General features: G+C 70.1%; 22 protein-coding genes. 10 read left to right on the top strand and 12 right to left on the bottom strand.

Annotation, left to right across the window (positions count from 1 at the left end):
* Nucleotides 1–8 precede the first annotated feature (8 nt).
* Nucleotides 9–893 (bottom strand): alpha/beta fold hydrolase, encoded by an 885-nt coding sequence (locus tag Q9R27_RS13750; protein WP_311252959.1) that lies wholly within the window; start codon nucleotides 891–893, stop codon nucleotides 9–11.
* 123 nt (nucleotides 894–1016) lie between these two features.
* Between Q9R27_RS13750 and Q9R27_RS13745 the strand changes: the two genes are divergently transcribed.
* The 5 genes from Q9R27_RS13745 to Q9R27_RS13725 are packed head-to-tail and all read left to right on the top strand — an operon-like array spanning nucleotide 1017 to nucleotide 8673.
* Nucleotides 1017–2480 carry an aspartate aminotransferase family protein gene (locus Q9R27_RS13745; protein WP_311252958.1) on the top strand — a complete coding sequence of 488 codons (1464 nt, stop codon included), beginning with the start codon at nucleotides 1017–1019 and terminating at the stop codon, nucleotides 2478–2480.
* The gene (locus Q9R27_RS13740) at nucleotides 2480–3796 is read left to right on the top strand and encodes a SidA/IucD/PvdA family monooxygenase (RefSeq protein ID WP_311252957.1); all 1317 of its coding nucleotides are present in this window, start codon (nucleotides 2480–2482) and stop codon (nucleotides 3794–3796) included. The genes Q9R27_RS13745 and Q9R27_RS13740 overlap by 1 nt, the downstream gene beginning before the upstream one ends.
* Complete coding sequence (locus Q9R27_RS13735) at nucleotides 3793–6120, top strand: GNAT family N-acetyltransferase (RefSeq protein WP_311252956.1); 2328 nt, start codon at nucleotides 3793–3795, stop codon at nucleotides 6118–6120. The genes Q9R27_RS13740 and Q9R27_RS13735 overlap by 4 nt, the downstream gene beginning before the upstream one ends.
* A gap of 4 nt (nucleotides 6121–6124) precedes the next feature.
* Nucleotides 6125–8155, top strand: coding sequence for a penicillin acylase family protein (locus Q9R27_RS13730; protein ID WP_311252955.1), 2031 nt, complete (start codon nucleotides 6125–6127; stop codon nucleotides 8153–8155).
* Nucleotides 8152–8673, top strand: a complete 522-nt coding sequence (locus tag Q9R27_RS13725; protein ID WP_311252954.1) for a GNAT family N-acetyltransferase — start codon at nucleotides 8152–8154, stop codon at nucleotides 8671–8673. Before Q9R27_RS13730 ends, Q9R27_RS13725 begins: the two co-directional genes overlap by 4 nt.
* Nucleotides 8674–8803: 130 nt before the next feature.
* Here Q9R27_RS13725 and Q9R27_RS13720 read toward each other — a convergent pair whose 3' ends face one another.
* Complete coding sequence (locus Q9R27_RS13720; protein ID WP_311252953.1) at nucleotides 8804–9778, bottom strand: alpha/beta hydrolase; 975 nt, start codon at nucleotides 9776–9778, stop codon at nucleotides 8804–8806.
* 180 nt (nucleotides 9779–9958) lie between these two features.
* Here Q9R27_RS13720 and Q9R27_RS13715 point away from each other — a divergent pair, with 180 nt between their 5' ends.
* Nucleotides 9959–10552, top strand: coding sequence for a hypothetical protein (locus tag Q9R27_RS13715; protein WP_311252952.1), 594 nt, complete (start codon nucleotides 9959–9961; stop codon nucleotides 10550–10552).
* 93 nt (nucleotides 10553–10645) lie between these two features.
* Nucleotides 10646–11245, top strand: coding sequence for a YceI family protein (locus Q9R27_RS13710; RefSeq protein WP_311252951.1), 600 nt, complete (start codon nucleotides 10646–10648; stop codon nucleotides 11243–11245).
* Nucleotides 11246–11338: 93 nt separating this feature from the next.
* Here Q9R27_RS13710 and Q9R27_RS13705 read toward each other — a convergent pair whose 3' ends face one another.
* Complete coding sequence (locus tag Q9R27_RS13705) at nucleotides 11339–11830, bottom strand: PPOX class F420-dependent oxidoreductase (protein ID WP_311252950.1); 492 nt, start codon at nucleotides 11828–11830, stop codon at nucleotides 11339–11341.
* 9 nt (nucleotides 11831–11839) lie between these two features.
* Entirely contained in the window at nucleotides 11840–13087 is a 1248-nt protein-coding gene (locus Q9R27_RS13700; RefSeq protein WP_311252949.1) for a cytochrome P450, read from the bottom strand.
* 52 nt (nucleotides 13088–13139) lie between these two features.
* Between Q9R27_RS13700 and Q9R27_RS13695 the strand changes: the two genes are divergently transcribed.
* On the top strand, nucleotides 13140–13742 hold the full coding sequence (locus tag Q9R27_RS13695) for a maleylpyruvate isomerase N-terminal domain-containing protein (RefSeq protein ID WP_311252948.1): 603 nt from the start codon (nucleotides 13140–13142) through the stop codon (nucleotides 13740–13742).
* Here Q9R27_RS13695 and Q9R27_RS13690 read toward each other — a convergent pair.
* The 5 genes from Q9R27_RS13690 to Q9R27_RS13670 form a co-directional block, all read right to left on the bottom strand.
* Entirely contained in the window at nucleotides 13729–14112 is a 384-nt protein-coding gene (locus Q9R27_RS13690; RefSeq protein ID WP_311252947.1) for a hypothetical protein, read from the bottom strand. The genes Q9R27_RS13695 and Q9R27_RS13690 overlap by 14 nt on opposite strands.
* 22 nt (nucleotides 14113–14134) lie before the next feature.
* Nucleotides 14135–14473 (bottom strand): thioredoxin, encoded by a 339-nt coding sequence (trxA, locus tag Q9R27_RS13685; RefSeq protein WP_311252946.1) that lies wholly within the window; start codon nucleotides 14471–14473, stop codon nucleotides 14135–14137.
* 24 nt (nucleotides 14474–14497) lie between these two features.
* Nucleotides 14498–14995, bottom strand: a complete 498-nt coding sequence (locus Q9R27_RS13680) for a nuclear transport factor 2 family protein (RefSeq protein ID WP_311252945.1) — start codon at nucleotides 14993–14995, stop codon at nucleotides 14498–14500.
* Between the two features lie 75 nt (nucleotides 14996–15070).
* Nucleotides 15071–15664, bottom strand: a complete 594-nt coding sequence (locus Q9R27_RS13675; protein WP_311252944.1) for a hypothetical protein — start codon at nucleotides 15662–15664, stop codon at nucleotides 15071–15073.
* Nucleotides 15665–15834: 170 nt separating this feature from the next.
* Entirely contained in the window at nucleotides 15835–16428 is a 594-nt protein-coding gene (locus Q9R27_RS13670; protein WP_311252943.1) for a hypothetical protein, read from the bottom strand.
* Between the two features lie 150 nt (nucleotides 16429–16578).
* On the opposite strand from Q9R27_RS13670, the gene Q9R27_RS13665 reads away from it, so the two are divergent.
* Nucleotides 16579–17151, top strand: coding sequence for an NADPH-dependent FMN reductase (locus tag Q9R27_RS13665; RefSeq protein WP_311252942.1), 573 nt, complete (start codon nucleotides 16579–16581; stop codon nucleotides 17149–17151).
* On the opposite strand, the gene Q9R27_RS13660 is transcribed toward Q9R27_RS13665, so the two are convergent.
* The 3 genes from Q9R27_RS13660 to Q9R27_RS13650 are packed head-to-tail and all read right to left on the bottom strand — an operon-like array spanning nucleotide 17132 to nucleotide 19201.
* Complete coding sequence (locus tag Q9R27_RS13660; RefSeq protein ID WP_311252941.1) at nucleotides 17132–17572, bottom strand: pyrimidine dimer DNA glycosylase/endonuclease V; 441 nt, start codon at nucleotides 17570–17572, stop codon at nucleotides 17132–17134. The genes Q9R27_RS13665 and Q9R27_RS13660 overlap by 20 nt on opposite strands.
* Nucleotides 17569–18855, bottom strand: a complete 1287-nt coding sequence (locus Q9R27_RS13655) for an MFS transporter (protein ID WP_311252940.1) — start codon at nucleotides 18853–18855, stop codon at nucleotides 17569–17571. The genes Q9R27_RS13660 and Q9R27_RS13655 overlap by 4 nt, the downstream gene beginning before the upstream one ends.
* Nucleotides 18856–18871: 16 nt before the next feature.
* The gene (locus Q9R27_RS13650; RefSeq protein WP_311252939.1) at nucleotides 18872–19201 is read right to left on the bottom strand and encodes a hypothetical protein; all 330 of its coding nucleotides are present in this window, start codon (nucleotides 19199–19201) and stop codon (nucleotides 18872–18874) included.
* Nucleotides 19202–19233: 32 nt separating this feature from the next.
* On the opposite strand from Q9R27_RS13650, the gene Q9R27_RS13645 reads away from it, so the two are divergent.
* On the top strand, nucleotides 19234–20757 hold the full coding sequence (locus Q9R27_RS13645) for an SDR family NAD(P)-dependent oxidoreductase (protein WP_311252938.1): 1524 nt from the start codon (nucleotides 19234–19236) through the stop codon (nucleotides 20755–20757).
* Nucleotides 20758–20826 lie beyond the last annotated feature (69 nt).

Here is a 20826-nt window from a genome sequence, read left to right as displayed (position 1 = left end):
GGACCACGTTAGTGCCCGGCGCGTCGCATCCTTCCATTTCCGGCGCTGCCGATCCGCTCACACACGATCTCGGCCAGCACGTCGGGCACCTCGTCGGGGACCCAGTGGCTGACGCCTTCCAGGACCTGCAGTTCGAAGGGGGCGTCGACGTACCGCTCGCTCAGCTCGGGAGCACGCCGCCCGAGGGCGGCGTCGCGATCGCTCCAGACCATGGTGGTCGGCACCTCGACCCGCCCCTTGAGCACCCGCGGGTGGGAGAGCGGCAGGGCGCGATACCAGCCCAGGCCGCCGCGCAGCGCGCCGTACTCGACGATGTCGCCGTGGAAGGTGGCCACCATCTCCGGGGTCATCCCCATCCCGCGCAGCGCCTGCCCGGCGCGGCCGGGATCGCTGAGCACCCGCTCGGGCAACCCGGGCACCTGGAAGGCCCCGATGTACCAGCTCATCAACGCCTGCCGGCCCAGCATCGACTTCAGGAACGCACGCGGGTGGCCGACCGAGACCGCGGTCAGGCTGGCCACCAGGTCGGTGCGCCCAGCCACCACCCAGGCCACGACGGCGCCCCAGTCGTGGCCCACCACGTGCACCTTGTCGCGCTCGGGGTGACCGGGCTCGCGGACCTGCTCGATCAGGGCGGTGATGTCGGAGGCCAGGTTCTCCAGCCGGTACGCCGCACGTCGGCGCGGGCGGGCGGCTGGCGAGTAGCCGCGCTGGTCAGGCGCCAGGGTGCGGATCCCCTGGCCGTGCAGGATCCGGGCCACCTGGTTCCACGACGCGCCGCGCTGCGGAAAGCCGTGCAGCAGGATCGCGATCGGGCCATCGATCGGTCCCTCGTCGATCACGTCGAAGGTGAGTCCGGCGTTGCTGAAGCTGCGCACCCTGGGCGAGGTCATGGGTCGAGTATGCCGCTTCGAGGTCCCGGATCCCGGGGCGACCCAGATCACAGGCGCAGGACTCGACAAGCCCTCCCCAATCACCTCTAAGGTAAGCCTTACCTATCTCGGGAAGGAGTCGCGGTGACCCCTCCATCCGCGCACCATCTGTTCCACCCCGCCCACGGCGAAGCCTGGGCGACCACGCTACGCAGCGGCATCGACCACCTCAGCCAGGCCCTCGAGCGGGTCACCGGTCCCTCGACCGGAACCCCGCCGGAACTGGCCGCCAAGCTGGTCGCCGACGTCGACCTCGACGCCCCGCTCGGTGAGACCGGGGCCGCCCTCGAAGAACTCTCCCGCCTCTACCTCGACGACGCGATCTGGTTCCACGAGCCCGGCTATGCCGCCCACCTCAACTGCCCGGTGGTGATCCCGGCGCTGCTGGCCGAACTCTTCATCTCCTCGGTCAACTCGTCCCTGGACACCTTCGACCAGAGCGTCGGCGGCACCTTCATCGAACGCCACCTGATCGACTGGACCGCCGAGCGGATCGGCTTCACCCCGGGCGGACCGAGCGGCGCCGACGGCATCTTCACCAGCGGCGGCACCCAGTCCAACCTGCAGGCGCTGCACCTGGCCCGGGGCCGGTTCGCCCGGGTGCCCGCGGAGCGGCTCCGGATCCTCGCCTCGGCCGACGGCCACTTCAGCGTCCAGAAGGCAGCCCGGATGCTCGGCCTCGACGACGAGGCGGTGATCTGCGTCCCCGTCGACGACCGGCACCGGATGGACCCCGCCGCCCTCGACGCGGCGCTCACCCGGAGCGTCGCCGACGGCCTGGTGCCGATGGCCGTGGTCGCCACCGCCGGCACCACCGACTTCGGCGCGGTCGACCCACTCCCCCGGATCGCCGAGCTCTGCCGCGACGTCCGCACCGGCGTCACGCCGACCTGGCTCCATGTGGACGCGGCGTACGGCGGGGGATTGCTCGCCTCGACCCGCCGCCGGCACCTGCTGGACGGCATCGAACGGGCCGACTCGGTGACCGTGGACTACCACAAGACCTGGTTCCAGCCGGTCTCCGCCAGCGCCGTCATCGTCCGCGACACCAGCACCCTGCGCCACGTCACCTGGCATGCGGACTACCTCAACCCCAAGGACGCCGAGCACCCCAACCAGGTCGACAAGTCGCTGCAGACCACGCGCCGCTTCGATGCGCTGAAGCTGTGGCTCAGCCTGCGGATCATGGGCCCCGACCTGATCGGCGACTACTTCGACACGGTGATCGACCTGGCCAGCGACGTCCACCGCGCACTGGTGCAGTGCCCCGACATCGAGGTCGCCGCCGAGCCGTCGCTGAGCACGATCGTCTTCCGCTACCGCTCGCCGGGCCTCTGCATCGACGAGACCAGCCGGCTCAACACCCGGATCCGCTCGGCGCTCTATGCCGGTGGCCGGTCGATGGTGGCCGCCACCCGGATCAACGGCGAGGCCTGGCTCAAGTTCACGCTGCTCAACCCGATGGCCACCGCCGCCGACATCCTCGCCATCGTCGACGAGGTCCGCACCACCGGTGGGCGCCTGCTGATGGGCGAAGGGGCCGCCTGATGACTGCCTCCGACACTGCCGTGCACGACTTCGTCGCGATCGGCCTCGGCCCCTTCAACCTCGGCCTGGCCGCCCTCTCCGACCCGGTCGAGGACCTGGACGGGATCTTCCTCGAGGCGCGGCCGTCGTTCGCCTGGCATCCCGGCATGCTGCTGGAGGACGCCACGCTCCAGGTGCCGTTCCTGGCCGACCTGGTCACGATGGCCGACCCGACCTCCCGCTTCTCCTTCCTCAACCACCTCAAGGAGACCGGGCGCCTCTATCCGTTCTACATCCGCGAATCCTTCTATCCGCTGCGCGGCGAATTCAGCAACTACTGCGGATGGGTCGCCGACCGACTCGCCTCGGTCCACTTCGACTCCCCGGTGCAACGGGTCGAGCACGACGGCACGGCGTACGTCGTCTCCACCGGCAACAGGGAGGTGCACCGCGGGCGACGCCTGGTGCTCGGCACCGGCACCCAGCCGTGGGTGCCCGAGGTGGCGCGCGGCGTGCTCGGCGAGCGGGCCTGCCACTCGGGCGACTACCTGGCCCGCAAGGCCACGCTGCAGCAGCAGGAGTCGATCACCATCGTCGGCAGTGGGCAGAGTGCCGCCGAGATCTACCTCGACCTGCTCGGCGGGATCGACGACCACGGCTATGCGCTCAACTGGGTGACCCGCTCGCCGCGGTTCTTCCCGATGGAATACACCAAGCTCACCCTGGAGATGACCTCCCCGGAATACACCGCCCATTTCCAGTCGCTGCCCGCGGACGTCCGGGAGCGGCTGCTGCGCGAGCAACGCGGCCTCTACAAGGGGATCAGCTCGGACTTGATCGACCGGATCCACGACGAGCTCTACCGCCGCGAGACCCTCGGCGGCACCACGACCACCCTGGTCACCAACACCGCCGTGACCGGTGCGAGCACCTCCGGCGACGGCGTACGACTGGACCTGCACCACGTCGAGGCCGACGAGGCGTTCGCACTGGAGACCGGGGCGGTCGTCTTCGCCACCGGCTACGGGCGCGAGGTGCCCGCCTTCCTGGCCCCGATCCGCGACCGGATCAACTGGGACGACCGCGGCCGCTTCCTGGCCTCGCCGACCTATGCGATCGACTCGGCGGTGACCGGCGGCAACGAGATCTTCGTGCAGAACGCCGAGGAGCACACCCACGGCTTCGTCGCCCCCGACCTGGGCATGGGCGCCTACCGCAACTCGGTGATCATCGCCGCGATGACCGGCCGCGAGGTCTACCCGATCGAGAAGCGGATCGCCTTCCAGGAGTTCGGCGTCCCCGACCACCTGCGCACCCGGGGCGAGGTGGGCCGATGAGGATCACCCTGGAGCCGCTCGACGTCGAGCGCGACGCCGGCCTGCTGCACACCTGGGTCACCCACCCCCGCTCGGTCTTCTGGATGATGGGCGGGGCCACCGCGGCCGAGGTCGCCGCGGAGTACGCCGCGATCGCAGCCAACCCGCACCACGACGCGTGGCTGGGCCGCGTGGACGGCGAGGCCGCCTTCCTGGCCGAGACCTACGACCCGCACCACGGCCCGCTGGCCGGGCTGCCGGAACTGCGCGCGGGCGACCTCGGCATGCATGTCCTGGTCGCGCCGACCTCGCAGCCGGTCACCGGGTTCACCACCGCCGTCTTCACCGCGGTGATGGAGCACTGCTTCGCCGACCCCGGCGTGGACCGGGTGGTGGTGGAGCCCGACGTACGGAACGAGAAGATCGCCGCGCTCAACGCCGCCGCCGGATTCGTCGTCGAGCGGGAGATCGACCTGCCCGGCAAGGCCGCCGCGCTCTCCACCTGCACCCGCCAGGCGTTCGCGGCCTCGCGGCTCGGGGCATCCCGGTCCGGCATCGACCCGACCGACCACGCCCACCTCAACCCGGAGAACCTCGAACGCGCCCAGGCCGCGCTGGTCGCCAAGGCGATCGCGGAGTTCAGCCACGAGCGGTTGCTGGTGCCCCGGGCGCACGAAGGCGGCTGGGAGGTGAGGAGCCCGGACGGCCGCGCCCGCTACACGTTCACCGCGCGCCGCTTCGCCCTGGAGCACTGGGTGATCGACCGCGCCAGCCTGCACCGCACCGTCGACGGTGAGCCGCGACCGGTGGACGTGCAGCAGTTCGTGGTCGAGTTCGCCAGCGTCCTGGGCATCCCGGACGCGATGCTGCCGACGTACCTCGAGGAACTGGCCAGCACCCTGGCCTCGGCAACCTGGAAGCTCACCCACGCCACGGCCACCGCCGAGGAACTCGTCCACGCGGACTACCAGGCGATCGAGGCGGCGATGACCGAGGGACACCCCTCCTTCGTGGCCAACAACGGCCGGATCGGGTACGGCGCCGACGACTACGCGGCGTACGCACCGGAGACCGGCAACGACGTCCGCCTGGTCTGGGTCGCGGTACGCCGCACCCTGGCCACCCTGTCGCTCGGGGCCGGCCTGGACGAGGAGACCCTGTGGTCGCGCGAACTCGGCGAGCCGGTGCAGGCCCGCTTCGCCGCCACGCTGGCCGGGCACGGGCTGGACCCGGACGACTACCTGTTCCTGCCGCTGCACCCGTGGCAGTGGCGCAACCGGGTGGCGATCACCTTCGCCCCCGACGTGGCGCGGCGCGACATCGTGCTGCTCGGCGAGGGCGACGACGACCACCGTGCGCAGCAGTCGATCCGCACCTTCTTCAACCGTTCCCGGCCCGGGCGCAGCTATGTGAAGACGGCGCTGGCGATCCAGAACATGGGGTTCCTGCGCGGCCTCTCCCCGGCGTACATGGGCGCCACCCCGGCGATCAACGACTGGGTGCACGGCGTCGTCGACACCGACCCGGAGCTGCGCGCGTGCGGCTTCACGGTGCTGCGCGAGTGGGCCGCGATCGGCTACACCGGCGACGCGTTCCACGGGCTCGGGTTCACCTCGCCGTACCAGAAGATGATCGCCGCGCTGTGGCGGGAGAGCCCGTACGCCGCCGCCCCGGCCGGCGCCAGCCTCGCACCGGGCGAGCGGCCCGCCACGATGGCCGCGCTGCTGCACCGCGACGCCAAGGGCGCCTCCCTGGCCACGGCACTGATCACCGCCTCCTCGTTGACCCCGACGGCGTGGGTGCGGGCCTGGCTGCGCGCCTACCTGCGGCCCCTGGTGCACTGCCTGCTGGCCCACGACCTGGTCTTCATGCCGCACGGGGAGAACCTGGTCATGGTGCTGCGTGACCACGTCCCGGTCCGGATGCTGATGAAGGACATCGGTGAGGAGGTCGCCGTCTTCGGTGACCGGCCGCTGCCCGACGCGGTGGAGCGGATCCGGGCGGACGTGCCGGTCGAGGACCGGTCGCTGGCGATCCATACCGACGTCTTCGACGGGTTCTTCCGCCACCTGGCCGCGATCCTCGACGACGACGGCGTGCTGGGCCAGGACGCGTTCTGGACGCTGGTGCGCGAGACGATCACCGGGCACCTGGCCGACCACCCGGAACTGGCCGACGCGGCCGCGGCGCACGACCTGCTCCGTGCCGAGTTCGAGCACTCCTGCCTGAACCGCCTGCAGTTGCGCAACACCCTGCAGATGGTGGACCTGGCCGACCAGGCGTCGTCCCTGATCCATGTCGGCACCCTGGCCAACCCCGCCGCTCCCCCGGTTGGGCCACACTGACCCGATGGCCTCACGGACCCACCACGACCAGCACGGCATCCCGCGGATCACTGCGGACTCGGTGCCCGAACTTGCCTTCGCCCAGGGCGTCGAACAGGTCACCAGCCGGGCCGCACAACTCGAGACCGAGCGCCTGCGCAGCCAGGGACGGATCTCCGAGCGCCTGGGCCGGGCCGGGCTGGAGTGGGACCGGTTCGCCCGGCGCAGCCGGATCGACGCGATCGCCGAGCGGGCCCATGACCGGCTCGACGCCGAGACCCGGGAGTTCCTGGTCGCGTTCACCGACGGGATCAACACCACCTTCGGCGAGCGGCGCTGGATGCCGTGGACACCGTGCGGGGCCTTCCTGGTGCAGCAACTCCTCTTCGGGTCGTTCCCGCACAAGTTGTGGCGCCAGCGGGTCCATGACGTGCTCGGTCCGGCAGGGATGCGCGCCCTCTCCGTGTCCCCGCCGGCAGTCGGTGGCAGCAACGCCTATGCGGTGACCGGTGACCGCACCGCCTCGGGCCGGCCGATCGTGGCCGGGGACCCGCACCGGGTCTTCGAGGCCCCGAACGTCTACCTGCAGGTGCACCTGGCCTGCCCGGAGTTCGACGTCATCGGGTTCACCTTCCCCGGCGTGCCCGGGGTGCAGCACTTCGCCCACACCGGGACGGTGGCCTGGGGGTTGACCAACGCGATGGGCGACTACCAGGACCTGTACGCCGAAGAGTTGCGGCGGACCGCGGACGGGGTGGAGGCGCTCGGGCCGGACGGATGGGCACCGGCCGAGGTGCACACCGAGGAGATCACCATCCGCGGCGAGGCCGGCACCGACAGCGAGGCCGAGCAGGTCGAGGTGATCGTCACCGAGCGCGGCCCGGTCATCCTGGGCGAGGTGGACGACCACCCGGTCAGCCTGCGCACCCCCTCGCACGACCTGGGCGACCTCGGCTTCTCCGCGCTGCTGCCACTGCTGCGCGCCCGGAGCGTCGCCGACGTCGAGGCCGCGATCGACGGATGGGTGGAGCCGGTCAACACCTGGATCATCGCCGACACCACCGGCGCCGTGGTGCAGCGGGTCGCCGGCCGGGTCCCGGTCCGCAACGAGGCGAACCGGCACGGCATCGTGCCCGCCGCCTCTGCAGATCACCGGTGGACCGGATGGGCACCGCTGCCACGACTGCTGCCCACCGACGGTCGCGTGGTCAGCGCCAACGACCGGGCCAGCGAGGAGTACACCGGGATCGGCAGCCACTTCGCCCAGCCGTGGCGGGCACAGCGGATCACCGCACTGGTCGATGCCGCCGGCCCGCTGACCGCTGGCGGGGCGATCGCGCCGCTGCTCGACGTACGCCAACTGGGCGGGGACGCGCTCCTGGCCGCGGTCGCGGCACTCGACGGCCTGGCCGGTCCCGCCGCGCGGGTGCAGCAGGTGCTGGCCGGCTGGGACCGGGAGATGAGCGTGGACGGGCTCGGCGCGGCAACGTTCACCGCGGTCCGGGCCGAGTTCACTGCCCGGGTCGCCGCACACCCCGCGCTGGCAGGCCTGGCCGACCCCACGACGTACGGCGGACTCCTCGTCCCCTGGCTCGCGCTGCCCAGCCGGGTCGGCCCGTCAGTGCCCAACCTGCTCCGACACGGGCACGGACTCGGCATCGACACACCGGCACTGCTCCGCGCAGCGGTCGAGTCAGTCGCCGACCGGGTCCAGGCTGCCGGGGGCCACACCGCATGGGGCGATCGCCACCGGTTCACCCCGCTCACCCCGCTGGCCCACTTCGGCCTGCCCGATGCCGACCTGGCCGTGACCGGCGAACCACTGCCAGGGGACATGGACTGTGTCGCCGCCTTCGACTGGCTGCCCGGCACCGACCTGTGCCTACGGGGCCCGGTGGCGCGCTATGTGTGGGACCTGGCGGACCGGTCTGCCAGCCGCTGGGCGGTGCCGCTGGGTGCGCACGGGTCGCCCGACAGCCCCCACCACACCGACCAGTTCGAGGCGTGGCGCAGCGGCACCCTGCTGCCCGTCGACGACGCCCAGGAGGATGCATGAACGCCCTGCTCACGATGGCCCCGGTGGTCCCGGAGCGCGATGCGCCGCTGATCCACGCGTGGGTCGACCAGGAGCGCGCCGAATTCTGGGGGATGCGCGGCAAGCCGCTGGAGGAGGTGCGCGACATCTATACCTGGATCGACGAGCACGACCACGTGGCGGCGTACCTGGTCTCCTGGCAGGGCACCCCGCGGGCGCTGTTCCAGACCTATGACCCGTTCGTCGATGAGATCGGCGAGTTCTATGACCGCCAGCCCGGGGATGTCGGCGTCCACCTGCTGATCGGGCCCGGCGAGCGGCCCGACGGGTTCAGCCGGACGCTCTTCGGGTGGCTGCTGGACTGGGTCTTCGCCGACCCGGCCCACCAGCGCGTGGTGGTGGAACCGGACGTGCGCAACGCGAAGTCACTCGCCGCGATGGACCGTCTCGGCGCGGCGCGGGCCCACACCGCTGACCTGCCCGAGAAGACCGCGCAGTTCGGGTTCCTGACCCGCGCGCAATGGGCGGGCCCTGCGTAACTCGGGGCCGTCAGTCCGCACGCCCGGCCGCGCCCAGGGACGCAACGGTGCACATGCACCAGATCGGCCCTGAATCCGCGCGCGGAGGGGCCGCAACGGTGCATGTGCGCCCGATCGTGCGGCGTACGGGTCAGACCGCGAGGTCGGCGACGGCGCGCAACCGGCGGGGGCGCCGGACCTGGCTGCCGACGCGCTCGTTGACGAACCCGGCCACCATGTCCACCGCGGCGATGCTCTCCGGCAGGAGGCCGCTCAGCACCGGGAAGGCGTGCACCTGGCCCTCCCAGATGTGGGTGCGGACCGGGACACCGGCGCGGATCAACCGCTCGGTCATCAGTTCGGCGTCATAGCGGAGCACCTCGTCGGCACCACACATGAGCAGCACCGGGGGCAGCTTGGTCAGGTCGCGGTTGACCGGCGACTGCCCGGGGTCGAGGATCGGGCGGCCGGTGACCAACCGGGCGACGGCGTCGAGGCGGCGCGAGGGGATGTAGTGGTCGCGGCGCGCGTTCGGGTGGTTGCGGCGCTCGGTGTTGTCGAACTCCAGCCACGGGGAGAGTCCGACCACGCCGGCCAGGTCGATGCCCTGGGCGGTGGCCTCCAGGCCGACCGCGAAGGCGAGGTGGCCGCCGGCCGAGTCGCCGGCCAGGACCAGGTCGCCGGGGGCGAAACCGCGGCGGATCATCCAGTTGGTGGCGTCGACGCAGTCGGCGATGGACTGGTCGACCAGGCCCTTGCCGTGCTGGCGATAGGCGACCGAGAGCACCGGGAGGCCGGAGCGCAGGCTGAGTTGCTCGACGATGCGGCGGTGGGTGCCCAGTCCGCAGAAGAGGAAGGCGCCGCCGTGGAAGTAGACCAGCGCGCCGGGGCCTGAGCGGACGCCGCGCGGGGTGATCAGTTCACCGAACCACCCGTCGCCGGTCACCTGCTCGCAGCGGGTGGCCTTGTTGCGCGGGGCGAGGCTCGCTCCGAAGTCGACCGCGTGGACCAGTGGGGCAACGGGGCCGGTGACCGGGAAGTAGTTGAAGACCGGGCGGGCGATGAGCTTGGCCGCAGTCCCGAGCAGGGCGGAACGCAGGCTGGTCCGTTGGTGGAACTCGATCATCGCTGACTCCCTCCCGATTGCTCGGCCTTGAGTGCTTGCTGTGACTGTGCGGTTTGGTGACAGTACGTCAAGAAGATGACCCAGGTCACGCTTTTCGGAAAAGATTCTTCTTTCAACCTTTGTCGAGTTTCCCCAACGAGTGCAGGCGAAACTCCCCTCACGGGTCTACTGTCGACAGGTATGAACAGTGCCCAGGAGGCCCCTGCCGTCAGCTACGCGTCGTACGAGGAGTTCGGGCGCGACTTCTTCGCAGTGGCGGTGACGCCAGAGCGAATCCTGGCCGCGGTCGGGCAACTGGCCGGGGAACCGATCGACTTCGGCCCGATCGGCGTCGGGCCGGGCCGGATCGCCAAGGTCGCCGCGACCGGAGCCATCGGCATTCCCACCGCAACCCGCGCCGACGGCGAGGCGGTCCGGATCAGCGTGGAGATCCCGGTTGACCTGCGGCTCCGCCTGGACCTGCAGATGGACAAGCAGCGGTTCGAGGCGCGCCTGACGGTGCCGATCGAACTCACTGCGCGGCCGGCCCATACCTGCGTGGTCTTCATCGAGGCGACTCCCCCGCGTCCCGACCAGGTGGGCCTGGCCCTCACCGCGGGTGGCCTGCGGGCCAGCCTGGTCCAGCGGGTCGGCGGGATGGAGGCGGAGATCAAGCGCTTCGTGGCCAAGTACGTCGCCCGCGAACTGGAGAAGCCGACCATCCGGGCCGCCCGCACGATCGACGTCGGCGCCCAGATCGCCCGCTCCTGGGGCGGCGTCGACGATGCCGGGTGACGCAGATCACAGCGCCCTCCGGAATCAACCGGCGTACGATGTAGTTGAAGGTTCAATGAAAGCCCGAGAACCCGACCCCCAGGAGACATCATCATGAGCATCTTCAGCCGCAAGAACAACGCCCCCGAGCAGGTCTTCGACGCCGCCACCCGCGCGGTCTCCGACATCACCGGCGACTACACCATTGACGCCTCGCACACCGGCATCGGTTTCCAGGCCCGCCACGCCATGGTCACCACCGTCCGCGGCGCCTTCAAGGAGTTCCAGGGCACCGCCCACGTGGACGCCGCGAACCCGGGCAACTCGAGCGTCGAACTGACCATCGCGGTCAACTCCGTCGACACCGGTTCGGCGGACCGCGACGGCCACCTCGCCTCTGCCGACTTCTTCGACATCGAGAACCACCCGAACATCACCTTCAAGTCCACCAACGTCACCGCCGATGGTGACGACTGGGACATCACCGGCGACCTGACCATCAAGGGCATCACCAAGTCGGTCACCATCCCGTTCGAGTTCATCGGCTCCGCCCAGGACCCGTTCGGCAACACCCGGATCGGCTTCGAGGGCGAGGTCGCCGTCAACCGCAAGGACTGGGGCCTGACCTGGAACGCCGCCCTGGAGACCGGTGGCGTGCTGGTCTCGGAGAAGGTCAAGCTCAAGTTCGACGTCTCGGCGATCAAGAACGCCTGACCCCTTCGTCGAGTCGGCACGAGTCGACGCACCACGACGCCGAGGCGGCACGTGTTGACGGAAAACCCGTCAACACGTGCCGCCTCGGCGCTATCAGGGAGCGGTGGTCCCGCCGAGCGGCATCGGGTCCAGGCCCAGCTTGCGGTGGTCCCACGACCGGGTCCGGGTCGGGGTGAACTCCACGACGACGCGCTTGTTGAGCATGAACTCCACCAGCGGCTTGACCTCGTCGCTGTACGGGCCGTGATAGCGCTCCCACACGCTCACCCCCACCGCCCACAACTCGTCGGGGTCGTCCGAGATCCGCGCCGTGCCCTCCATCGAGACGCCGCGCAGCGTGTCATAGGTGAGGCCGTCCTCCAGCAGCACCGTGCACCGCGGATCGCGGCCCAGGTTGACCGCCTTCTGCGCCTTGGCCTTCGTCTCGAACCAGATCCGCCCATCGACCACGGCGAACCACATCGCCACGGCATGGGGATGCCCGTCCGCGCCGAGGGTGACCAGGTTGGCGGTCCGCTTGCCGGCAATGAACGACTCGATCTCCGCAGGGGTCATCGCGACCTGGGAGCGCTGGTTGGTGCCCATGGATCGAACCTAGCGGCCAGGGCGGCCCGTGGACACCGAAGGACCAGCCACTGGCACCACCGGATGGTCAGCGGGCTGCTGCGGCCGGAACCTGATCGGGAACCGCAAGGCACCCGTGTTGCCGGAGACCGGCAGCCACTCGCCCGGACCGTCCGGCACCGCCTCAGGCATCCGCTGGGCCAGCAGCGGCAGCGCCACCGCCATGTCGGTGCGGGCCACGAAGTGGCCCAGGCAGTGGTGTACGCCGGCCCCGAAGCCCAGGTGGGGCGGGCGCTGGTTGGCAGCGGCGATATCGAACGAGGGGTCCGGCATCGCTGCCGGGTCGGTCCCGGCCGCGTGGGAGAGGACCTGGACCACCCCACCGGCGGGGATGTGCAGCCCGTTGAGGTCGACGTCCTCGATCGCCTCGCGGGTCACCCAGGTGACGGTCGGGTTGACCCGCATCACTTCCTCGACCGCGTCGGCGCCCAGGTCGGGCCGCGCGGCGAGCAGGGCCCACTGGTCAGGGTGCTTGAGCAGGGTCTGCACGGCCAGGCCCAACTGGTTGCGGGTGGTCTCCATCCCGGCGAAGACCAGGAAGACCAGCGCCACGCTGAGCTCGTGCCGGTCGAGGCGGTCGCCGTCCTCGCTGGCCTGGACCAGGGCGGTGACCAGGTCGTCGCGGGGCTGCCCCTGCCTCTCGGCCACCACCTCCTCCAGATGTGCCGCCAGCCCGGTGATCGCGGCCTCGATCCGCGGCACCTGGTTGCCGACGTCGATGGAGAAGGAGAAGCCGAGTTCGTCGGCCCAGTGCGCGATCTTGCGCCAGTCCTCGTCGGGCAGCCCCATCAACTGGCAGATGATCCGGGCGGCGTACGGCTCGGCGAACTCCGAGATGAACTCGACCTCGCCGCGCGGGGCGAACGCGTCGATCAGTTCGTTGGCCAGGTCCTGGAACTGCGGGCGCATCGCGGCGATCACCCGGTTGCGGAAGGCCGGCATCAGCAGGCGCCGGATCCGCATGTGGTCGTCGCCCTCGAGGCTGAGCAGCGTCTCCTTCCACCAGTCGGAGAAGAGCCCGGAGTGGATGCCGTTCTGCGCCGGCCACTTGGCGTTGCCCTGCTGAAAGCGCCGGTCGCGGAGCAGGGCGCTCGCCTCGGCGTGGCGCAGCACCGCCCAGCCGTACGACGTCTCGACGTACCACTGCTCCTCGCGGGTGGCGTGGACCAGCGGCGAGGTGACGTCGAAGGAGGGGTCAGCCAGGTCGAAGAACACCATGGACGCATCGTAGGCGGTTGGCTGGAGGCCGTGGCCGGTCTAGTTTCGAACCATGACGGTCTCGGCACAGGTGTACGACGCATGCCTCGACTCACTGGGTCGGCTGGTGGACGGGCTCTCCCCCGAGCAGCTCGAGACCACCGTGCCGGCCACCCCGCGATGGACCGTCCGGTCGGTGGTGGCGCACCTGGCCGGGGTCAGCTGCGACAACGTCCACGGCCGGATGGACGGCGCCCCCTCGCGGACGTGGACCGCGCGGCACGTCGCCGAGCGCTCCGCCGTTCCTGTGGCGCACCTGATCGACGAACTGCATGCCCACCGCGACCAACTGGTCCAGCTGGCCGAGGCGGCGGAGGTGCCGGCGATGGTCTGGGACATCTCGGTGCACCTGGCCGACCTGCACGAGTCACTCGGGCTCGGCGTACCCGATCCGGCGTGCTGGGAGCCGGTGCTCGACGCTGCCCGCGAGCGCCTGCTGCCGGGCGACCTGCCACCGCTCGACGTGGCGCCGTACGAACTCTTCCGGGGGATGTTCTCCCGGCGCAGCCAGGCGCAACTGCAGGCGTGGGGCAACCTGAACGGGCATGCCGCGGCGATCGGGGCGTTCGGGCCGCGCGAGGACGACCAGCCGGTGCCTGGCCTCAGCGCTGGGTGAGATCCTTGCCGCGCTTGACCGCTGCGGAGGCGACCTGGCTGGCCACCTGTCCGGCCATCTGGCTGGCGGCCTTCAACTGGCCGCCCACCTGCTGGGTCGCGGCCAGCGGCGTGAGCAGGAACTCGGCCCGCCCCAGCAGGCCATCGGCGCGGTCGACCACGTCCTGGAAGTCGTCGACGGTGCCGTTGAAGCCGGCGACGGAGGCGTTGAACTCGCGCAGCGCTGCGGTGAAGTCGACGAGCAACTCACCGAACGTGTCCAGGGTGTCGTTGAGGCGGTCGGCGGTGGCGTCGAGCTTGTTGATCGTCCGGTCCACGTCGAGGACGGTGCGCACCCGGGAGCGGCGCTGGGGGTCGTTCTCGTTGCTCATGGCGCCATGATGCGGCCCGGGGTCATTCGTCCTCGGGGAGGTCCAGTTCCCGGACAGCGGTGATCAGCTGCTCGAGTGCGTCCGCGGGCAGGGCTCCGGCCTGGTTGAAGACCAGCTTGCCGCCCTTGAACGCCATCAGCGTCGGGATGGAGCGGACCTGTGCGGCCGCAGCGAGTTGCTGCTCGGTCTCGGTGTTGATCGACCCGAAGACGATGTCGTCGTGCTTCTGGGCGGCGGCCTCGTAGACCGGCGCGAACTGCTGGCACGGACCGCACCAGGAGGCCCAGAAGTCCACCAGGACCATCTCGTTGTCGGTGATGGTGGACTCGAAGTTAGCGGCACCCAGTTCGATCGCAGACATGCGTCGAGACTACGGGGGCGCTGTTCAGAGGTCGATGTGGAACTTCGCCGCCCACGCCCGCGCCTCGTCGGTGAGGCGGTCATGGGCGGCAGCGATGCGCAGCCAGCGGGTCACGTCGGCCATGAAGTTCATCGGGTTGTAGACGTCCTCCTCCTCGCGCCACAGGCCCTCGCCGCCGTAGCGGAGGATGGTGACGTTGGCCGGCGCGATGACGATGCCGTCGCCCGGATCGCGCATCGGGTTGGCGATCTCGCAGATCACCCATCCGCGCTCGGTGTCGATGGTCGACCAGGTCGGCGGGAACGCCGTCATCTCGGTCGCCGGGAAGCTGGTCATCGTCTTCTGGGCCCACGCGGCGATCTGCTCGCGGCCCGCGAAGTTGCCGTAGGCGTGCTCGACGTACGTCGCGTCCTCGGTGAACGACGCGGCGAAATGGCTCCAGTCGCCGGTCTCGGTCGCGGTCACCACCCGGGCCTGGTAGTCGGAGAAGGCCTGCTCGAGTTCCGCGCGTGTCCAGGTCATGGGTGACATTGTGGCCGGGCTGGATGCCTTGGTCGAGGGAAGGTTTCGCCCTCCGGCCCGCCTCACGCAACCGGGTCAGCCGTCACCGCCGACCAGGACCGGGACGGCCTCCTTGACCTCCAGTTCAGCCGCCGGACCGGTCGTCGTCACCGTGCCCTGCACCGGCAACCAGTCTCCTCCGGCGATCCGGAACTCCGCTGTCCAGGTGACGTTGACGCTCGGGCCCAGGGCCTGCGCCGGCTGCAGGTACTTCCACGACACGTAGTCGGTCATCGGACGCCCCTGCTCGTATGCCATCCCCGGAGTGGTGGTGGTGAAGGAGCCACCGTCACCGGTGATCCACTCGAACTCCACGGGCGTGATGCGCAGCGTCACCTCACGACCCAGCAAGGTGAAGCCCTCCTCGAAGGCAACCGCGTCGGTCGCGAAGAGCGTGTCCAGGTTGACCAGGGTCACCCCCTCGGGCGGCTGGATCGCGATCGACGATGCCGGGATCGCGGTCCGCTGGAACTCCATCGCCACCAGTTCATTCAGCGACGGACCGGACGCACCGGCTGGTCGTTCACAGATCTCACGCCGCTCATCGGCCGACAACGGCTGCCCGGCAATGACCAGGTAACAGTTGCCCGCGGCGACACCGGCCGCGGGCTCGGCCTTCTCTGCTTCCACCACGGCTTCATTGGTCTGAGCACTCTCCGCGCAGGTCACGGTGGTGTGAACCTCGCCATTGCGGACCTGGCTGACGACAGTCCACGTGCAGGTTGAAGGTTCAGCCGAAGCGGTCTCAAACCCTGGGAGCAGAGTGAAGATGAGCGCTGCCAAGGCTGCGCTGACCAGCCTCACTGAATCTCACCTATCTGTTCAAGCAGGAGCCTGCCGCTACGTTCGCGAATGGCGATGGCCCATCGTTCCTGTTCAGCATCGAAGGTCACGACCTCGGCATCCGAGCTTGACGCAGACTCACCAGCGGCGATTGCGAGATCGAAACTCAACGTCGTGGACTCGGCATCCGCATTCATCACCTCGAAGTTCGATGGCGTGTAGGGAGTCTCGGCGAACCGCATGCCGCCGCCCGCACCGTAGAAGCGCTCGACCTGGTCCGCCAATGCCTCGCACGTGCCGCATCCTTCGATGAACATCGCACGCATCCGGGTGGTGTCGCCGCTCAACAGCGCGTCGTTGTAGGCATCGAACCAGGCCCGCGCCACCTCCTCGGGCGTCACCTCGGCGGACGATTGCTCCTCCGGCCACCCCTCCGCGGGCCGCTCGGGGGCAGGCGACGGTTCGAATCGCGCCTCCGAGGGCTGCTCCACCGAGGGGGACAACGACGGCAACTCCACGGGCGTCCCCGGCTCGTCCTCACCACTGCAGCCGCCGACCACCAGCAGGCCGAACACCACAGATCCCGCCACAGCGCGTCGTACGTCGATCATCACAAGCCATCCGTTCCCGAGAAGAGCGCCGCCACACGGCACCGGCAACAGCGTAGGAGTTTCACGGACCGACGACCAGAGCACCTCATCAGCCTGTGGACAACGGGTGTGAGACGGTGGCCGGACGTCACCAACGGAACGGAGGACTCGATGACCGAGCACACCGTGGGCTACCTGATCGGCAGCCTCTCGAAGGAGTCGATCAACCGCCGCCTGGCCAATGCCCTGATCAACCTGGCCCCCGACAACCTCGTCTTCACCGAGATCGAGATCGGCGACCTGCCGCTCTACAACCGCGATCTCGACGCGAACTATCCGGCTCCGGCCCAGCGCCTCAAGGAGCACCTGGCGTCGGTGGATGCGTTCCTCTTCGTCACCCCCGAATACAACCGCTCCATCCCGGGGTCGCTGAAGACCGCGATCGACTGGGGCAGCCGCCCGTGGGGCACCAACTCGTTCTCCCGCAAGCCGTCTGCTGTCATCGGCGCCTCGCCCGGGAAGCTCGGCACCGCGGTGGCCCAGCAGACCCTCCGCTCGATCCTGGGCTTCTGCGACTCACCGCAGATGAACGCACCCGAGGCCTACATCGAGTTCACCAAGGGCCTGGTCGACGACGACGGCAACGTCACCGTGCCGGAGACCGAGGAGTTCCTGGCCAACTGGATGGCGCGCTTCGGCGAGTTCATCACCCGGGTGCGGGCGGTCATCCCACCCGGGGAGTGACCTCCCAGGCCTCCACCGGCCCGGGCACCAGGTCGAAGAGCGGATGCAGGCGCGGCGCGGCTCCCACGAGTACGCCGTGCCGCTCCGGGTCACGCGAGGCGAGCTTGCCGAGCAGGTGCGCCCACTCGTACGCGACCTGCCCCTCGGTGACCGGGATCCGGATCGACGCGTCGGGCGGGACCACCACCCGGGTCCGGTCGAAGTTGTAGCCGCGGGCATCCGCCTCGTCGGCCACGCCGTGCAGGTACGTCGCCACCCCCGCCACCGGGTCCTCCAGCGCCGCAAACCGGACCAGTTGGGGATGGTTGCGATAGCCCTCGGTGAGCCCGCGGAGCACCTTCTGGGCCAGCAGGGTCTCCCGCCAGCAGGCGACCAAGCCCTTCACGTCGAGCTGCTCCGGGTGCAGCGACCAGATCCTCATCCGTCCACCCTGCCCGAGCCGGGTTCGACCCGCACCCGGTAGCGGACCAGTGCCGGCACCAGCACCGCCGCCACGACGGTGAGCACCACGACCAGGATCCCGCCACCGGCGGCCGCAGTCGCCGTACCGGCCATCGCCGCAGCACCGCCGTGGGCGACGTCGGCAATCCGCGGCCCGCCGGCCACCACCACGATGAAGACGCCCTGCAGCCGACCGCGTACGGCGTCGGAGGCAGCGCTCATAAGCATGCTCTGCCGGAACGCCGCCGAGACCATGTCGGCTGCCCCGCCGACCATCAGCATCGCCACCGCGCATCCGAGCATCACGCCGCCGGAGCCGTTCGCGAAGCCGACGAAGATCCCGAAGAAGGCCATCGCCGCGCCCCAGACCAGGATCGCGATCACCACCGCCAGCCCCTGCCGCGAGATCCGGGAGACCCAGCCGGAGAAGACGCCACCGATCACTGCACCGGCCGGGATCGCGGCGAAGAGCAGGGCGAACGCCAGGCCACCCTCGTCGGGGCCACCGAAGTCCGCGTGCGCCATCTCCGGGAAGAGCGCCCGCGGCATCCCGAAGACCATCGCGATGATGTCGACCACGAAGGACATCAACAGCACCGGATGACCGCGCAGGTAGCGCAGCCCGTCGATCACCGAGCGCAGGCCCGGGGCACTGGTGACCCCCTCGATCGGCAACGGCGGCAGTGCGAGGACGGCGTACAACGTGGCGAAGAGGAAGACGGTGTCGACCAGGTAGAGCCACGCATAGCCGAGCACCGGGATCAGCACCCCGCCGACCAGCGGCCCGGCGATCGCGCCGGCCATCATCACCGTCATGTTCAACGAGTTCGCCGCCGGCAGCAGGTGCAGCGGCAGGATCTTCGGCAGCACCGCCGAGCGCGCCGGCTGGTTGACCGCGAAGAAGGCCTGCTGCAGCGAGAAGAGCCCGAGCAGGAGCCACACGTCCTGGTTGCCCAGGGCCGCCTGCACCGCGAAGAGGCCACTGGTCACGATCAGGCCGATGGTGGTCACCACCAGCAACTTCCGCCGGTCCATCGCGTCGGCCAGTGCTCCGCCCCAGAGCCCGAAGACCACCAGCGGCACCAGGCCGAAGAGCCCGGTCAGGCCGACGTACGCCGAGGAGCCGGTCATCGCATAGATCTGCGCCGGCACCACCACGACGGTGAGCTGGGCACCGATCACGGTGATCACGTTGGCCACCCACAGCCGCCGGAAGTGGTCGTTGCGCAGCGGGCGGGTGTCCGCGAGCAGTCCCCTGATCACTCCTGTCGCCCAGGCCTCAGAACGGGATCGAGAACACGATCCGCACCGGCAGCCCGAGCCAGGCCACGCCACCCCACAGGCCGTGCGCGACCACGCAACCGGTTCGCCGGTGTCCGGCCCGGAACGCGACGACCGCGGCGATGAGCCCCAGCAGCACGGTGACCGCCACCAGGCCAAGTCCGACCACGGTTGCGGCTTCCTGTCGCGGGACGGTGAGGAGCGCTGCCGCCAGAGCCAGCACCAGGACGCCGCAGAGGAACGACGCCGGGCTGGCCGGCGTGTCGCGCTGACGCCACGGCGGTACGCCGCGCGTTCCAGCGGCGCAGCGGCAGGTGGTCTCGGACATGAGGGCATCCTCGCACCACCTAGAATCTGCCGGTGACCTCGCATGCCCCACGCCCCGACGCCGACCAGCCGCTGGAGCGGATCGACCCCGACGAGCTGGCGATCGCGATCAAGGTGCTGCGGCAGATCCCGCAGCTGCACCCGGACCACGACGACGTACGGACCATGAAGCGGGCCGCGTCCTACATGTACAAGCTGATCAAGAAGTCCCGCCGGGCCGAGATCCGCCTGGCCCGCCAGGCCCACGACCAGGAGATCATCGAGAAGACCGCGACCGGGTCGGCGATGCGGATCGACGACGAGACCGCCGGCATCCCGCTGGTCTCGACCGCCCAGGGCGCCTTCGCCGGGGAGCTGATCACCGCCCGGGGCTGCTACATCTGCAAGCAGGACTTCACCCTGGTCGACGCGTTCTATCACTGGCTCTGCCCGACCTGTGCCGCGTTCAGCCACACCAAGCGCAACCAGCGCACCGACCTGAGCGGCAAGCGGGCACTGCTCACCGGCGGCCGGGCCAAGATCGGGATGTACATCGCGCTGCGCCTGCTCCGCGACGGCGCCCACACCACCATCACCACCCGGTTCCCCAAGGACGCCGTACGCCGCTTCTCCTCGCTCGAGGACTCCGGCGAGTGGCTGCACCGGCTCAAGGTGGTCGGCATCGACCTGCGCGACCCCACCCAGGTGATCGCACTGGCCGATGACGTGGCAGCCGCCGGGCCGCTCGACATCCTGATCAACAACGCCTGCCAGACGGTACGCCGCTCACCCGGCGCCTACTCCCAGCTGGTGGAGATGGAGTCGGCCCCGTTGCCCACCGATCGCGAACTGCCGGAGATGGTCGCCTTCGACCGGATCTCCCAGGCGCATCCGGCCGCGATCGCCGGGGCCCTGGACCAGGTCTCGGTGGCGCAGCACGAGGGCGAGTCGCTCGAGCACGCGCGGGCCGCGCACAACGCGGCGTCGCTGACCTCGCTGGCCCTCAAGGCCGGACACGCCTCACTGGAAGCGCACCTGGCCGGCACCGCCGTCGATGCGGGCGGACTGCTGCCCGACACCCAGACCAACAACTCGTGGACCCAGGTGGTCGACGAGGTCGACCCGCTGGAGTTGCTCGAGGTGCAGTTCTGCAACTCGATCGCACCATTCCTGCTGGTCTCGCGGCTCCGACCCGCGATGCGTGCCGCCGTACAGGCGGGTGCGCGTCGTGCCTATGTGGTGAACGTGAGCGCGATGGAGGGGCAGTTCTCCCGGCGTTACAAGGGGCCTGGCCACCCGCACACCAACATGGCCAAGGCGGCGCTGAACATGATGACCCGGACCAGTGCCGGGGAGATGTTCGAGACCGACCGGATCCTGATGACTGCGGTCGACACCGGCTGGATCACCGACGAGCGCCCGCACCAGGAGAAGCTGCGGATCGCGGCCGAGGGGTGGCACGCGCCGCTGGACCTGGTCGACGGTGCTGCCCGGGTCTATGACCCGATCGTGCAGGGCGAGGCCGGCGAGGACATCTACGGCTGCTTCGTGAAGGACTACCAGCCCAGCCCCTGGTGAGACGGAACCTTGTCACGCGCCGCCCCCGGGGCGCTGCGGTGCATATGCACCGGAACGGCCCTGGATCCA

Source organism: Nocardioides sp. AE5, assembly GCF_031844485.1.
Classification (GTDB): domain Bacteria; phylum Actinomycetota; class Actinomycetes; order Propionibacteriales; family Nocardioidaceae; genus Nocardioides.
The sequence above is the reverse complement of the archived record's forward strand: the minus strand, read 5'-3'. Positions and strand labels throughout refer to the sequence as shown.

What these genes read in the sequence shown, in the direction of transcription:
- Q9R27_RS13660 (WP_311252941.1), bottom strand. Translation starts at nt 17,572, where the DNA reads ATGAGGATCTGGTCGCTGCACCCGGAGCAGCTCGACGTGAAGGGCTTG.
- Q9R27_RS13725 (WP_311252954.1), top strand. Translation starts at nt 8,152, where the DNA reads ATGAACGCCCTGCTCACGATGGCCCCGGTGGTCCCGGAGCGCGATGCG.
- Q9R27_RS13680 (WP_311252945.1), bottom strand. Translation starts at nt 14,995, where the DNA reads ATGACCTGGACACGCGCGGAACTCGAGCAGGCCTTCTCCGACTACCAG.
- Q9R27_RS13695 (WP_311252948.1), top strand. Translation starts at nt 13,140, where the DNA reads ATGACGGTCTCGGCACAGGTGTACGACGCATGCCTCGACTCACTGGGT.
- Q9R27_RS13665 (WP_311252942.1), top strand. Translation starts at nt 16,579, where the DNA reads ATGACCGAGCACACCGTGGGCTACCTGATCGGCAGCCTCTCGAAGGAG.
- Q9R27_RS13710 (WP_311252951.1), top strand. Translation starts at nt 10,646, where the DNA reads ATGAGCATCTTCAGCCGCAAGAACAACGCCCCCGAGCAGGTCTTCGAC.
- Q9R27_RS13715 (WP_311252952.1), top strand. Translation starts at nt 9,959, where the DNA reads ATGAACAGTGCCCAGGAGGCCCCTGCCGTCAGCTACGCGTCGTACGAG.
- Q9R27_RS13730 (WP_311252955.1), top strand. Translation starts at nt 6,125, where the DNA reads ATGGCCTCACGGACCCACCACGACCAGCACGGCATCCCGCGGATCACT.
- Q9R27_RS13705 (WP_311252950.1), bottom strand. Translation starts at nt 11,830, where the DNA reads ATGGGCACCAACCAGCGCTCCCAGGTCGCGATGACCCCTGCGGAGATC.
- Q9R27_RS13700 (WP_311252949.1), bottom strand. Translation starts at nt 13,087, where the DNA reads ATGGTGTTCTTCGACCTGGCTGACCCCTCCTTCGACGTCACCTCGCCG.
- Q9R27_RS13650 (WP_311252939.1), bottom strand. Translation starts at nt 19,201, where the DNA reads ATGTCCGAGACCACCTGCCGCTGCGCCGCTGGAACGCGCGGCGTACCG.
- Q9R27_RS13720 (WP_311252953.1), bottom strand. Translation starts at nt 9,778, where the DNA reads ATGATCGAGTTCCACCAACGGACCAGCCTGCGTTCCGCCCTGCTCGGG.
- Q9R27_RS13740 (WP_311252957.1), top strand. Translation starts at nt 2,480, where the DNA reads ATGACTGCCTCCGACACTGCCGTGCACGACTTCGTCGCGATCGGCCTC.
- trxA (WP_311252946.1), bottom strand. Translation starts at nt 14,473, where the DNA reads ATGTCTGCGATCGAACTGGGTGCCGCTAACTTCGAGTCCACCATCACC.
- Q9R27_RS13690 (WP_311252947.1), bottom strand. Translation starts at nt 14,112, where the DNA reads ATGAGCAACGAGAACGACCCCCAGCGCCGCTCCCGGGTGCGCACCGTC.
- Q9R27_RS13750 (WP_311252959.1), bottom strand. Translation starts at nt 893, where the DNA reads ATGACCTCGCCCAGGGTGCGCAGCTTCAGCAACGCCGGACTCACCTTC.
- Q9R27_RS13735 (WP_311252956.1), top strand. Translation starts at nt 3,793, where the DNA reads ATGAGGATCACCCTGGAGCCGCTCGACGTCGAGCGCGACGCCGGCCTG.
- Q9R27_RS13670 (WP_311252943.1), bottom strand. Translation starts at nt 16,428, where the DNA reads ATGATCGACGTACGACGCGCTGTGGCGGGATCTGTGGTGTTCGGCCTG.